Source organism: Pseudomonas sp. ICMP 460, from assembly GCF_002723595.1.
Classification (GTDB): domain Bacteria; phylum Pseudomonadota; class Gammaproteobacteria; order Pseudomonadales; family Pseudomonadaceae; genus Aquipseudomonas; species Aquipseudomonas kitaguniensis.
In genome coordinates, this window is the sequence record NZ_LKBR01000014.1 from 57,411 (window position 1) to 71,640 (window position 14,230).

Below are 14,230 nucleotides of genomic sequence, written 5' to 3' on the forward strand. Positions count from 1 at the left end.
CATGCACACCTTGAATACCACACTGCTGATTATCGGCGGCGGGCCCGGCGGTTATGTGGCGGCGATTCGCGCCGGTCAACTTGGCATTCCGACCGTTCTGGTGGAAGGCCAGGCGTTGGGCGGCACCTGCCTGAATATCGGCTGCATTCCGTCCAAAGCCCTGATCCATGTGGCCGAGCAATTCCAGCAAACCGTGCACCACAGCCAGGGTTCGGCGCTGGGCATTGAAGTGGCTGTGCCGACGCTGAACATCGGCAAAAGCCTGGAATGGAAAGACGCCATCGTCGACCGCCTGACCACTGGCGTCGCCGCGCTGCTCAAAAAGCACAACGTGCAGGTGATCCACGGTTGGGCCAAAGTCGTGGACGGCAAGACTGTCGACGTCGGCGACCAACGCATCCAGTGCGAGCACCTGCTGTTGGCCACCGGTTCAAAAAGCGTCAACCTGCCGATGTTGCCGTTGGGCGGGCCGATCATCTCGTCCACTGAAGCGCTGGCGCCGAAAAGCGTGCCCAAGCGCCTGATCGTGGTGGGCGGTGGTTATATCGGCCTGGAGTTGGGCATTGCCTACCGCAAGCTCGGCGCCGACGTCAGTGTGGTCGAGGCGCAAGAGCGCATTTTGCCCGCTTACGACGCCGAGCTGACGCAGCCGGTGGCGGAGTCGCTCAAGCGCCTTGGGGTCAAGCTGTACCTCAAGCACAGCGTCAGCGGTTTTGCCGACAACACGCTGCAAGTACGTGACCCGAATGGCGACACCCTGTCGCTGGAGACCGATCAAGTACTGGTGGCCGTGGGCCGCACACCGAATACCCAAGGCTGGAACCTTGAGGCGCTTAACCTGGACATGCACGGCGCAGCGATCAAGATCGACAGCCGCTGCCAGACCAGCATGCGCAATGTGTGGGCGATCGGCGACCTGAGCGGCGAGCCGATGTTGGCGCATCGGGCCATGGCACAGGGTGAAATGGTCGCCGAACTGATCAGCGGTAAAGCCCGCGAATTCAACCCGGCAGCGATTGCGGCGGTGTGTTTTACCGACCCGGAGCTGGTGGTGGTCGGCAAGACCCCGGACGACGCCAAGGCGGCGGGCCTGGACTGCATCGTCTCGAGTTTCCCGTTCGCGGCGAACGGCCGGGCGATGACCCTGGAATCCAAAACCGGCTTCGTGCGGGTGGTGGCACGCCGCGACAATCACCTGATTGTCGGCTGGCAGGCCGTTGGCGTCGGTGTCTCCGAGCTGTCGACCGCGTTTGGCCTGAGCCTGGAAATGGGGGCACGCCTTGAAGACGTGGCCGGCACCATCCACGCCCATCCGACGCTCGGTGAAGCAGTACAAGAAGCCGCTTTAAGGGCTTTGGGCCACGCGCTGCATATGTAAACTGACGCAAATCCCCTGTGGGAGCAGGCTTGCTCGCGAAAGCGGTGGATCAGTCACAGATGTATTGACTGACACCCTGCATTCGCGAGCAAGCCCGCTCCCACACACAGCAAGAATGAAGTATTGTTGCGCCCAGCCAGAAATAACCGACAAGCCTGCCTCGACCAGGCGGTTGAACAGAGATAGAGGGTGTCATGGGTAACGAGAGCATCAATTGGGACAAGCTGGGTTTTGACTACATCAAGACCGACAAGCGGTTTCTCCAAGTCTGGAAAAACGGCGAATGGCAAGCAGGCACCCTGACCGAAGACAACGTGCTGCACATCAGCGAGGGCTCGACTGCCCTGCACTATGGTCAGCAATGCTTTGAAGGCCTCAAGGCCTATCGCTGCAAAGACGGTTCGATCAACCTGTTCCGCCCGGACCAGAACGCCGCACGCATGCAGCGCAGCTGTGGCCGCCTGCTGATGCCGCAAGTGCCGACTGAAGCCTTCATCGACGCCTGCAAGCAAGTGGTCAAAGCCAACGAGCGGTTCATCCCGCCGTACGGCAGTGGCGGCGCGCTGTACCTGCGCCCGTTCGTGATCGGCACCGGCGACAACATCGGCGTACGTACCGCGCCGGAGTTTATTTTCTCGGTATTCGCCATTCCGGTCGGCGCCTACTTCAAGGGCGGCCTGGTGCCGCATAACTTTCAGATCTCCGGTTACGACCGCGCCGCGCCACAAGGCACCGGCGCCGCCAAGGTCGGTGGCAACTATGCCGCCAGCCTGATGCCGGGTGCCGAAGCGAAAAAATCCGGTTTCGCCGACGCAATCTATCTGGACCCGATGACCCATTCGAAAATCGAAGAAGTCGGCTCGGCCAACTTCTTCGGGATCACTCACGACAACCAGTTCATCACACCCAAGTCGCCTTCAGTGCTGCCGGGCATTACCCGCCTGTCGCTGATCGAGCTGGCCCAGACCCGCCTGGGCCTGGAAGTGGTCGAGGGCGAAGTGTTCATCGACAAACTGGACCTGTTCAAGGAAGCCGGGGCTTGCGGCACGGCTGCGGTGATTTCGCCGATTGGCGGCATCCAGTACAACGGCAAGCTGCATGTGTTTCACAGCGAGACCGAGGTCGGCCCGATCACCCAGAAGCTCTATAAAGAGCTGACGGGTGTGCAAACTGGCGATGTTGAAGCGCCAGCGGGTTGGATCGTAAAGGTCTAAGCGGGCCACATTGCAAAATTTTTTGTTCAGGTTGGGTATATATCCGTTCTTTGGGTGATGGCTTGTATTGGTTTCGCTCTTACAGCGAGTCACTTTTGATAGAGCCCAAAAGTAACCAAAACGCTCTCGCCCCACCACTCGGTGCCTCGCTTAGGCTCGGCATGCCCGCCCGCGGGCTTGAACCCGGGGGCCGCCGCGATGGGCCATCCTTGGCCCAGCGCGGCTAACCCGGCGTCCTGCCGGGTTACCCACGGATTCAAGCCTGCGTGCGGCCATCGTGGTTTAACGGGGCGCTTCTCAGATCAAGATCACAAAGATCAAGAGCAAGAGCACGGCGGCCTGAAAGCCGACCTGAGTGGTTGAAGCAGATCAAAGGCGGATTTGCATATACAGCAGATCTGCTTTTTTTTGCTTTTTGTGGGAGGGGGCTTGCTCCCGATAGCAGTTTTACAGTTGATACATGAGTTGGCTGACCCACCGCCATCGGGAGCAAGCCCCCTCCCACATTGGCTTGCGGCGGTTTCAGGATTGAGTGGGGATATTCTCGGCAATCTTCTTGCCCAGGCTGATTCTCGGCTCTACCGCGTACCCCAATGCTTCGTAGAAGCCCACCACCGCGTCATTACCGCCGGTGATCTGCAGGTTGATCTTCATGCAGCCCAGCGCAGTTAACGCCTGTTCGGCGTGCCGAACCAACGAGGCACCCAAGCCGTGCCGCCGATAGTCGGCGTGCACCGCCACCGAATACAGCCAGCCACGATGCCCGTCATAGCCTGCGAGAACAGTGCCGATCACGGCTTTTTTATCTGTCGCTACGAAGAACAAGCCGTCGTTGACCGCCAGCTTTTTATCAATCGCCAGGCTCGGCAGGTTATGCGCCGTGTCATAGCCAAAAGCCTCCTCCCACAAAGCAACCACCTGCGCGCGGTGCTGACGGTCGCGATACGGCCCGATCGGGTGGCGCGATGACAGCACCTTCTCCATCACCAGCGTACGTTCGTTACCGTGGTAAACATCGCGTACGGTGTGAAACCCCAGCTGGGTATAAAACGGCTCGGCGGTCAGCGAAGACGGAACGTTTAATACCGTGACACCGGCTTCACGGGCGCGCACTTCGATGTCGAGCATCAACAGCCGGCCAATGCCCTGGCCTTGCAGGGCGGGGTTGACGAATACCGAGCGCACCACATTGCCATCAAGGGCCGCGGTGGCGACGATCACTTGATCCTGAATCGCCACCAGTACAACCCGGCGTTCAAGCAGGGCAAGCACAGCCTCTGCGGTGAAGTTGCTCGCGACGCGTGCGATAACATCCGCCGGGTAATCCCGGGCATTGCTGCTGTGCAAGGCGGCCAGGATGACCTGGCTGATCTCGTCGGCATCGGTTGCCTGGGCGAGACGAATGGCGATAGACATGATTCCTCCTGGCTGACGGGGCGATGACGCGTACCACCATACCAAGGTGGGGGTGTGGCTGGGCTTTTGAGTGCGCCCTCACAGCGAATCAACTCGATCAAATGTGGGAGCCGACCTGAGTGGTTAAAGCAGATCAAAAGCGAGTCTAGAGTACACATCAAATCCGCTTTTTGTGGGAGCGGGCTTGCTCGCGATGCAGGCACCTCGGTACATCAGGCGCATCGGGCACATCAGGCATACCGGGTTGAGGCCATCGCGAGCAAGCCCGCTCCCACACAAGCGCTTTTGATTTAACCACTCAGCGGTCTGCAACCAGCGGGGGCGCAATCTGCTTGCCCGGCTTGGCGCCAATCAGCTTGGCCTGCCCATCTTTCTGCTTGCCCGTACGTGCCTCACTGATCAACCCCGGTATCAACTTGCCCTCCGGCAGGTTCTTCCAGAACCGGCTCGGAAAGTGCCCCTCCATTACCTTGGGGTTCAGCCGCGCCGGGTTGAAAATATGGCTGTAGTAGGTCAGCCACATGGCGCTGTGCGGGTCTTCCACATTCTGTGCCAGTTGCTGCCACGCCTCGGGGCACTCTCGCTGATGAATCAACTGTTCACCGTCGTAATACACAGCGTCCAACGGCGTGGCGATCATCCAGCGATGGCGGCCCATGCGCCCGATAAAATGTTCACTGGCGGATTTCAGAATGTCATGCGCCGGCTCATGCCAGGCCACGTATTCCGGCAACTCCGGCCCCGCCTCTGCCGGCAAGGCGATAAACCGCACAAAGGCATGCAAATGATGGGCTTCGCGACTGACCTGCTTGATCCGCCGCTGCAACTCGCTGCCGAGCTTGTCGCCCGCCAACATCGCCGTGCGATCACCATGGCTGACGCGCCACAACACCTCGTAGAGCAAGCTCCAGCGCTGATCGCCGTGATAACACGCCGCCGACTCCAACAACGCTAACAGTGCCTTGGGGATTCGCGCCTGAAACGGGCCAAGGCCTTCGGGAATCGGCTGGTCAGTGGCAAACAAATCCGCCACCTCCGTCTTGCCCCAGCTCACCTGGCTGGGGTCGACTTGATGGCTGAGCAGCCAGCGCGCCTGCTCGCGCCAGATGCTGAACAGGTTGTCGCATTCCAGGCTGATCATCCCCACAAGCCCATTTGCTGTGGCTGCGGGCGGTCACGCAATTGCTCGCGCAGCAACACGCTGGTGCTGTCCGCCTGTTGCGGGTGGTAATCGCTGGTGATGAAAAACGGCTTGGCCTTGGCCAGCACGCAACGCATGCGCGCCAGGTCTTCAAAACGGATCTTGCGTTCGCGCCGCAGGTCGACCAGGCGCTGCGTGGTGCGCAGGCCAATGCCGGGGATGCGCGCAATCAGGGTCGGTTCGGCGCGGTTCAGGTCCAGCGGGAACACCTCGCGGTGCTCCAGCGCCCACGCCAGCTTGGGGTCGATGTCCAGCGCCAGATCGCCAGGGCCTTGAAACAGTTCGTTGGCGCTGAAACCGTAACTGCGCAGCAGAAAATCCGCCTGGTACAAGCGGTGCTCACGCATCAATGGCGGCGCAGCCAGGGGCACGCTTTTCGGGCTGTTGGGAATCGGGCTGAACGCCGAGTAATACACGCGGCGCAGCTTGTAGCTGCCATACAACGCCTCGGCGCCGTGGAGGATAGTGCTGTCGTCGGTGTCATCGGCACCGACGATCATTTGCGTACTCTGCCCGGCCGGGGCAAAACGCGGTGCGCGCGGCTCGTTGAGTACGGTCTGCTCCCCTGTGTAAATGGTCTGCATCGCTTGCTTGATCGAGACAATCTGTTTCTCCGGCGCCAGGGTTTGCAGGCTGGCATCGGTGGGCAGTTCGATATTCACGCTGAGTCGATCGGCATAGCGCCCCGCCTCGGCGATCAATGCCGGGTCTGCCTCGGGAATGGTCTTGAGGTGGATATAACCGCGAAAGTCGTGCTCCTCGCGTAACAGTTTGGCGACCCGCACCAGCTGCTCCATGGTGTAGTCAGCCGAACGGATGATGCCGGAACTGAGAAACAGCCCGCTGACGCAATTGCGCCGGTAGAAGTCGAGCGTCAGGGTGACCACCTCCTCCGGGCTGAAACGCGCGCGCGGCACGTCGCTGGAACGCCGGTTGACGCAGTATTGGCAGTCGTAGAGGCAGAAGTTGGTCAGCAACACCTTGAGCAGCGACACACAGCGCCCGTCAGGTGTATAGCTGTGGCAAATGCCCATGCCGTCGGTGGAACCCAGCCCCGCCTTGCCCTCGGAGCTGCGCTTGGGCGCGCCACTGCTGGCGCACGACGCGTCATATTTGGCGGCGTCGGCGAGGATGCTGAGTTTTTCGATCAACTGCATGGCGGGCTACCGGTACTGGTTTTTTGTACAGTATCAGTAGCCAGCTTCGAGCTGCAAGGGGTTAGCTGCAAGCTGGGTGCAACTTGCGGCTGAACGGTAGTGCGTCAGCTCGCGTTCGCCAGGAGCAGATCCTGCGCCGAACGCGCCTTGCCACGATGACGATCATGTTCATACAAGGAGGCGGCAATTTCATCCGCCCGTATCGGCAGTACCGACAGCAAGGTATCGCTCAAGCCATGGCTGGCCTGGCTGAAACCCTGAATGTAAACCCCCGCCTTGCAGCGCTCGTCGGTGACGATGCGGTAGTCGCGGCTCACTTCAAAGTCGCTCATGTAGGCTTGCAGCGGCGCGAGCAGTTCGCGGTGCATCTGGCGCTCGTAACCGGTGGCGAGGATCACCGCATCGTAATGGCTGAGGCTGGTTTCGCCAGTGGCGTTGTTGCGCAGCGCCAGTTCGATGCCCAGCGGGCCAGCGCTGGCTTTCTCGACCACGGTAATGGTGCGGAAGGCTTGACGGGCAATGCCGGAAACTTTCTGACGGTAGAAAATGCCGTAGATACGCTCGATCAGGTCCAGGTCAACCACCGAATAGTTGGTGTTCTGGTACTCGGCGACCAGGCGCTCGCGCTCGGCACCGACTTGCTGGAATACCAGGTCGGTAAAGGCCGGCGAGAACACTTCGTTGACGAACGGGCTGTCATCGGCCGGCTTGAGTGCCGAACCGCGCAGGATCATGTCGACCTGCACCGAGGGGAAGCTGTCGTTGAGGTCGATAAACGCTTCGGCCGCGCTTTGGCCGCCGCCGATGATCGCAATGCGCATCGCCTTACCGTCAACGCACGGCTGCTGGGCCATGCGCGACAGGTATTGGGAATGGTGGAACACCCGGGCGTCGTCGCGCAGGGCGTTGAACGCTTGCGGCACACGCGGCGTGCCACCGGCGCTGACCACCACCGAACGGGTGGTGCGCACATGCTGTTCGCCGAGTGCATCACGCGAAATAACGCGCAATGCTTCAACCTGCTGCTGGTGCAGAATCGGCTCGATGGCCAGCACTTCCTCGCCATAGCGCGCCTGGGCCTGGAACTGCCCGGCGACCCAGCGCAGGTAGTCGTTGTACTCCATGCGGCACGGGTAAAAGGTGCCCAGGTTAATAAAGTCGACCAAGCGGTCGTGGGCCTTGAGGTAGTTGACGAACGAGTAGGGGCTGGTGGGGTTGCGCAAGGTCACCAGGTCTTTGAGGAATGAAATCTGCAATTCACTCTGGGTCACCAGGGTATTGCCGTGCCAGCGGTAATCGGCCTGCTTGTCGAGAAACAGCGCGTCCAGTTTGCCCTGAGTCTTCTCGCGCTCCTGCAGGGCGATGGCCAGCGCCAGGTTCGAGGGGCCGAAACCGATACCGATCAGGTCGTGAACCGCGGGCGAAGCAATTGCCTGTGTCATTCCAGTGTCCTCTGGATAAGCCCCTTGGCGATGGGGCGTGAATACCTTCAAGGCCTGAACAACAGGCCATCTGTTGATAGGAAACGAGGACAGTGAAATAAAATTTAACTGATCATGGATCAGGGCGCTTCCCACTCACGCATGCGCACCCGGCAGTGTTTCATTGCATTGACGATATGTTTCTCGACGAGGCTGCGGGAAATACACAGGCGCTGGGCGATCTGCGGGTGCGACAGGCCATCCAGTTTGCGCAGCAGGAAGCTGTCGCGACAGGCCTTCGGCAGTTCGGCAAGCGCGCGCTCGAGCATCTCCAGGCGTTGGCCCTGATCGTGGCTCGCGTGCGGTGAATTGGGCGCAAAACGCTCTTCGTTGTCGAGTACTTCGAGGGGTTCGACCAGGCGCAAGGCGTTGCGTCGATGGCCGTCGATCACCAGGTTCAGCGCCGTGCGGTACAAAAACGCGCGCGGTTGCTCGATCGGCGTATCACTTGCGCGCTCCAGCACCCGCACATAAGCGTCATGCACCACATCCTCGGCCACCTGACGGTTGCCCAGCTTGGCGTTAAGGAAACACACCAGCTCGCGATAGTAGTTTTCCAACATGACTCCCGACCGCCTCGCAGTCGCCGTGAACGTTTTTCGCGGATATTCGCGCCTGTACAGACCGGCCATGGATGATGGCAGTTTGAGTGCGTGCAATTTATAGTAATTCTCATCTACTTTTAACCAAGTCTTGCACCAACGCGCGAATTTTTTATTCGACAGAGCTGTTACCGCTTATGTAAGCGCCTAAATCCTCGGGCATTTTTCTCGTATATCAGTCAGCCCTCCGCAACTGCGGCCCACACCTCCTGGCTGGAACCACTGCATGAAACGCCCCCGCCCTGCCCGACGTGCCCTGCTTGCTGTCGCGTGCCTGCTCCCGATCATTGCGGCGGCCGCCTGGCAGGTGCTGCCTGCGGGCCGTGACAGCTTGGCCACGGTGACCGTAACCCGCGGCAACATTGAAAACAGCGTGACGGCACTGGGCACGCTGCAACCACGCCGGTATGTCGACGTGGGTGCTCAGGCGTCCGGGCAAATCCGCCAGATCCACGTCGAGGCTGGCGATCAGGTCACGCAAGGCCAGTTACTGGTAGAAATCGACCCCGCAACGCAACAAGCCAAGCTCGACGCCAGCCGCTACGCCATCGACAACCTCAAGGCCCAGCTACAGGAACAGATCGCCCAGCACGAACTGGCCCGGCAGAAATACCGCCGTCAACAACGCCTGGTCGCGGGCAATGCCACCCGCGAAGAAGACGTGCAAACCGCCAAGGCCGAACTGAGTGCCACCCAGGCCCGCGTCGACATGTTCCAGGCACAGATTCGCCAGGCCCAGGCCAGCCTGCGCAGCGACGAGGCAGAACTCGGTTACACGCGCATCTACGCGCCCATGAGCGGCACGGTGGTGGCGGTGGACGCGCGCGTCGGCCAGACCCTGAACGCCCAGCAACAGACGCCGCTGATTTTGCGCATCGCCAAGTTGTCACCGATGACGGTATGGGCCGAAGTCTCGGAAGCCGACATCGGCCACGTCAAACCCGGCATGAGCGCTTACTTCACCACCCTCAGCGGCGGCAACCGGCGCTGGACCAGCACCGTGCGCCAGATCCTGCCGATCCCGCCCAAGCCGCTGAACGAGACCAGCCAGGGCAATGGCAGCCCCAGCAGCGCAAGCAAAACCGGCAGTGGCCGCGTGGTGCTGTACACCGTGTTGCTCGACGTCGATAACACCGACAATGCATTGATGGCCGAAATGACCACCCAGGTATTTTTCGTCGCCAGCCGCGTTCAGGATGCACTCACCGTGCCGGTCGCGGCCCTGCAAGGCACCCACGGCAGCGACACGCAGATCGCCCGGGTGGTGGCGAAAAACGGCGCCATCGAACAGCGCGAAGTGCGCTTGGGCACCAGCGACCGCCTGCGGGTTGAGGTGCTCGGCGGCCTCAACGAGGGCGACCATGTGCTGATCGGCCCAGCCGATGGCAACGGGGGTTGATGTGACCACGCCGCTGATTGAACTCAAGCACATCCGTAAATCCTACGGCGGCGGCGACAGCGCGCAGGTCGACGTATTACGTGGCATCGACCTGGCGATTCATGCCGGCGAATTTGTGGCGATTGTCGGCGCGTCGGGCTCGGGCAAATCCACGCTGATGAATATCCTCGGCTGCCTCGACCGGCCCACCGAAGGCGACTATTTGTTTGCTGGCGAAAACGTCGCGCACTTGGGCAGCGACGAATTGGCCTGGCTGCGCCGCGAAGCCTTTGGTTTTGTGTTCCAGGGCTACCACTTGATTGCGTCCGGTTCGGCGCAGGAAAACGTCGAGATGCCGGCGATCTACGCGGGCATCAGCGCCACCGAACGCCACGCCCGCGCCAAGGCGCTGCTGACCCGCCTGGGCCTGGCCGAGCGCACCGGCAACCGCCCGCACCAGCTTTCCGGCGGCCAGCAACAACGCGTTTCAATTGCCCGCGCGCTGATGAACGGCGGCCATATCATCCTCGCCGACGAGCCCACCGGCGCCCTCGACAGCCACAGCGGCGCCGAGGTGATGACGCTGCTCGACGAGCTGGCGAACCAGGGCCATGTGGTCATCCTGATTACCCACGACCGTGAAGTCGCGGCGCGCGCCAACCGCATCATCGAGATTCGCGACGGCCTGATCATCAGCGATTCGGCGCAGAGTGAAACCTGCGTGCCCGCCCCGGCCAACAGCGGCGCGCTGCAAGCCGTCGACCTGCGCCAGCGGCTGGCCGATGGCGCCGAACACAACGGTGCCTGGAAAGCCGAACTGGTGGACGCGGTGCAGGCGGCCTGGCGGGTGATGTGGATCAACCGGTTCCGCACCGCGCTGACGTTGCTCGGCATCGTCATCGGCGTCGCCTCGGTGGTGGTCATGCTGGCGGTGGGCGAAGGCAGCAAACGCCAGGTCATGGCGCAGATGGGCGCGTTCGGCTCCAACATCCTCTACTTAAGCGGCTCATCGCCCAACCCGCGTACACCGCTGGGGGTGGTCACCCTCAACGATGTGGCGGCCCTGGCGACACTGCCGCAGGTCAAGCGCATCATGCCGGTCAATGGCAGCGACGCAGGCGTACGTTTCGGCAACGTCGACTACCTCGCCTACGTGGGCGGCAACGACGTCAACTTCCCGCAGATTTTCAACTGGCCGGTGGTCGAGGGCAGCTACTTCAGCGAGGCCGACGAGCGTGCCGGGGCCACCGTGGCAGTGATCGGCCACCGTATCCGCGAAAAACTCTTCAAGGGCGTAGACAGCCCGATCGGCCACTACCTCCTGATCGAAAACGTGCCCTTCCAGGTGATCGGCGTACTCGCGGAAAAAGGCTCCAGTTCCGGCAACAAAGACAGCGACGACCGCGTCGCCATCCCTTACACCGCTGCCAGCGTGCGCCTGTTCGGCACCTACAACCCCGAATACGTGGTGATTGCCGCCGCCGACGCACGCAAGGTGAAGGAGGCCGAACAGGCCATTGATGAGTTGATGCTGAAGCTGCACAACGGCAAGCGCGATTACCAACTGACCAACAACGCCGCGATGATCCAGGCCGAGGCGCGCACGGCGAACACGCTGTCGTTGATGCTCGGTTCGATTGCGGCTATTTCGCTGCTGGTGGGCGGCATCGGCGTGATGAATATCATGCTGATGACCGTGCGCGAACGCACCCGCGAAATTGGCATCCGCATGGCCACCGGGGCACGCCAGCGCGACATTCTGCGCCAGTTTCTCACCGAGGCGGTGATGCTCTCGGTGGTCGGCGGCCTGTGCGGTATTGCCTTGGCGCTGCTGGTGGGCGGCGTGCTGGTGCTGGCCGAGGTGGCGGTGCAGTTTTCTCTGGTGGCCGTGCTTGGCGCGTTTGGGTGTGCGCTGGTCACCGGTGTCGTATTCGGCTTTATGCCGGCCCGTAAAGCTGCCCGGCTCGATCCGGTTAAGGCGTTGACCAGTGAATAAACCCTCCGTCACACCGCACCTGAGCTTGCTTGGCCTGTGCCTGTTGCTCAATGCCTGCAGCACTAACCCGCCCGCCAACGACAGCGGCATCACACCGCCCGCCGCGTGGCAATACGCTGAGCGCAACGTAGCCCAAGCGACCAACCAGCGCTGGTGGACGCAGTTTGGCAGCCCGCGGCTCAATCGCCTGATCGACCAGGCGCGACGTGACAGCCATGACGTGGCCGCCGCCATGGCACGCGTGCGCCAGGCCCAAGCCAGCGCGGTGATAGCCGGTGCGCCGTTGTTGCCCGAGGTCAAATTCAACCTGACCGCCAGCCGTGAAAAGCTGCTGCGCGGCAGCGGCAGTTCGGACCTCGACGCCACAGAGGGCAACAACACCGTCGACAGCTTCGGCGCTAACCTCACCGCCAGCTATGAGCTGGACTTCTGGGGGGGCCGCGCCGCCGCTCGCGACAGCGCCGTGCAAACCCTGCGCGCCAGCCAGTTCGATCAGGCCACGGTGGAGCTGACGCTGCTCGGCAACGTGGCCGACCGCTATGCGCAAACCCTCGCCGCGCGCCAGCGCAGGCAGATCGCCGAGCTGAACCTTGCGAATGCGCGCACTGTGCTCGACCTCGTGCACACCCGCTACGCTGCAGGCGCAGCCACCGCCCTGGAGCTGGCCCAACAGAAAAGCCTGGTGGCCAGCCAAGAGCGGCAACTGCCGCTGATACAGCAACTGGCCGAAGAGTCACTGATCACCCTCGCCGCCCTCCTCGGCCAGCCGGTGCAGGCGCTGAACCTGGGCACCGAGCCGTTCCAGGCACTGACCTGGCCGAGCATTGGCCCCGGCGTGCCCAGCCAGTTACTCAGCCGTCGCCCCGACCTGGCACGGGCCGAAGCGCAGCTTGCCGCGGCCAGTGCCGACGTCACGGTGGCCCGCGCGGCGATGCTGCCCGCGGTGACCTTGGGCGCGACCCTGGGTTCGGGTGCCTACAAGGCTCAAGAAATACTGCGCAGCCCGTTCTACAGCCTGACCTCGGGCCTGGTGGCGCCGATCTTCAACAATGGCCGTTTAAGCGCCGAGCGCGACAAGGCCCGCGCCCGTCAGGACGAACTGCTACAGACGTATCGCGGCGCAATCATCAACGGCTTTGCCGATGTCGAGAAGTCGCTCAGCAGCATCACGCGCCTCGACCAGCAGCGCGAATGGCAGGCCGAAGAGCTGCAACAGGCGCAAACTGCCTTGCAGATCGCCGAAAGCCGCTACCAGGCGGGCGCCGAAGACCTGCTCACGGTGCTCGAAACCCAACGCACGCTGTACGCAGCGCAAGACCTGAACGTGCAACTGCGACTGTCGCGTTTGCAAGCCAGTATTGCCCTGTACAAGGCGTTGGGTGGCGGCTGGGACGCACGCGTCAAATAGCAAAACTCCAAACTCCTACACAATCCGTTTAATAAACCTACATTCGCCGACCCTGGGTCCTTGGTAAAAAGCCGCCTTCACACGGCTGCCCGGAACCTCTTGATGAAACCCTGCGTGATTGTAGGAAGCCTGGCGTGCCTCTGCCTGTGGCTGGTGGCTGGCCGCGCGCTGGCCGAACCGCTGATTGCGCCCACTGCCATTGACTGGCTGCTGGACTGCCCCTTCCCCGAGTTTGAACGGCCGGACCCCGAGGTGCTTGACCGAACCCAGTGCGGCAGCGTCAACGTGCCTCGCGACCATGCCGCGCCCAAGCGCGGCAATGTGCGCCTGGCCATGACCCGTGTTGGCGCGCGTGACCCGCTCAGCCGTGAAGGGGTGGTATTTATTCAGGCCGGCGAGCCGCAAAAAGGCCAAGGTGCAACCTTTGTTATCCACTTGGTCAGCCGCTGGGAGTCCTACGCCACGCAGGCCTATCGCACATTGACTAACCGCTATGACGTTATCGAACTGAGCGCCCGTGACCTGAGCCGCGAGGGCGGCGTTGATCAGGCCGCGTTCGACATGGAGTTTGTGCGCAAGCAACTCGGTGAGGCACGGCTGAACTACCTCGGTAACGCTGACGCCACGCGCATTGGCAGCCGCTACGCCGCACTGTTTTCCGAACGTGTTGCACGCATGGTGTTGGTCAACGCCGGGCACGCCGAGCCGCCGGCCAACGGCGTTGAGCAATTGCTGTTGAAGGAGCCGACCCAGCCCGGTGCCGTAGCCGCCGGGTGCGTAAACCGATGGGTGGCTGATTTTCTGGTGAGTGGCAAGCAGCCGCCGGCCGCCACGCGCTGCCTCGACCTCGGCAGTTGGGAATAACCGCCGGTTTACGCCCTCAACGCGCTGAAAACCTCAGGCCGCGTTGACGCTTCCACGCTATCGGCAGCCAGCGTCTCAGCGTTTTTTTGAGCCCTCTTCAATACCCGGCCGCTACAATGTGGCCCATTCATCCCT

General features: G+C 62.0%; 11 protein-coding genes. 6 read left to right on the plus strand and 5 right to left on the minus strand.

The genetic code is table 11. The features are described 5' to 3' along the window. Window position 1 precedes the first annotated feature (1 nt). Window positions 2-1,378 (plus strand): dihydrolipoyl dehydrogenase, encoded by a 1,377-nt coding sequence (gene lpdA, locus AO240_RS12380; protein WP_099236720.1) that lies wholly within the window; start codon window positions 2-4, stop codon window positions 1,376-1,378. Between the two features lie 194 nt (window positions 1,379-1,572). Further along, window positions 1,573-2,592: a branched-chain amino acid aminotransferase gene (locus AO240_RS12390; RefSeq protein WP_058413422.1), complete on the plus strand. Its 1,020-nt coding sequence runs from the start codon at window positions 1,573-1,575 to the stop codon at window positions 2,590-2,592. Between the two features lie 522 nt (window positions 2,593-3,114). Here AO240_RS12390 and AO240_RS12400 read toward each other — a convergent pair. From AO240_RS12400 to AO240_RS12425, 5 genes are all read right to left on the minus strand, one after another. Then, a complete protein-coding gene (locus AO240_RS12400; RefSeq protein ID WP_099236722.1) occupies window positions 3,115-4,008 on the minus strand; it encodes a GNAT family acetyltransferase in 894 nt (297 codons plus the stop codon). A gap of 298 nt (window positions 4,009-4,306) precedes the next feature. Continuing rightward, entirely contained in the window at window positions 4,307-5,149 is an 843-nt protein-coding gene (locus AO240_RS12410) for a TIGR03915 family putative DNA repair protein (protein ID WP_099236724.1), read from the minus strand. Then, window positions 5,146-6,366 carry a putative DNA modification/repair radical SAM protein gene (locus AO240_RS12415; RefSeq protein WP_058412789.1) on the minus strand — a complete coding sequence of 407 codons (1,221 nt, stop codon included), beginning with the start codon at window positions 6,364-6,366 and terminating at the stop codon, window positions 5,146-5,148. Before AO240_RS12415 ends, AO240_RS12410 begins: the two co-directional genes overlap by 4 nt. A 104-nt stretch (window positions 6,367-6,470) precedes the next feature. After that, window positions 6,471-7,808 carry a lysine N(6)-hydroxylase/L-ornithine N(5)-oxygenase family protein gene (locus tag AO240_RS12420; RefSeq protein ID WP_099236725.1) on the minus strand — a complete coding sequence of 446 codons (1,338 nt, stop codon included), beginning with the start codon at window positions 7,806-7,808 and terminating at the stop codon, window positions 6,471-6,473. Window positions 7,809-7,927: 119 nt separating this feature from the next. Further along, window positions 7,928-8,410, minus strand: coding sequence for a sigma-70 family RNA polymerase sigma factor (locus tag AO240_RS12425; RefSeq protein ID WP_099236726.1), 483 nt, complete (start codon window positions 8,408-8,410; stop codon window positions 7,928-7,930). A gap of 265 nt (window positions 8,411-8,675) precedes the next feature. Between AO240_RS12425 and AO240_RS12430 the strand changes: the two genes are divergently transcribed. The 4 genes from AO240_RS12430 to AO240_RS12445 all read left to right on the plus strand — a co-directional run bounded on the left by AO240_RS12430 (window position 8,676) and on the right by AO240_RS12445 (window position 14,095). Further along, entirely contained in the window at window positions 8,676-9,848 is a 1,173-nt protein-coding gene (locus tag AO240_RS12430; protein WP_099236727.1) for an efflux RND transporter periplasmic adaptor subunit, read from the plus strand. Next, window positions 9,832-11,823, plus strand: coding sequence for a MacB family efflux pump subunit (locus AO240_RS12435; protein WP_177445816.1), 1,992 nt, complete (start codon window positions 9,832-9,834; stop codon window positions 11,821-11,823). Before AO240_RS12430 ends, AO240_RS12435 begins: the two co-directional genes overlap by 17 nt. Then, the gene (locus AO240_RS12440) at window positions 11,816-13,231 is read left to right on the plus strand and encodes an efflux transporter outer membrane subunit (RefSeq protein WP_099236729.1); all 1,416 of its coding nucleotides are present in this window, start codon (window positions 11,816-11,818) and stop codon (window positions 13,229-13,231) included. Before AO240_RS12435 ends, AO240_RS12440 begins: the two co-directional genes overlap by 8 nt. Before the next feature lie 102 nt (window positions 13,232-13,333). Continuing rightward, window positions 13,334-14,095 (plus strand): alpha/beta fold hydrolase, encoded by a 762-nt coding sequence (locus AO240_RS12445; RefSeq protein ID WP_099236730.1) that lies wholly within the window; start codon window positions 13,334-13,336, stop codon window positions 14,093-14,095. The last annotated feature ends 135 nt before the right edge of the window (window positions 14,096-14,230 follow it).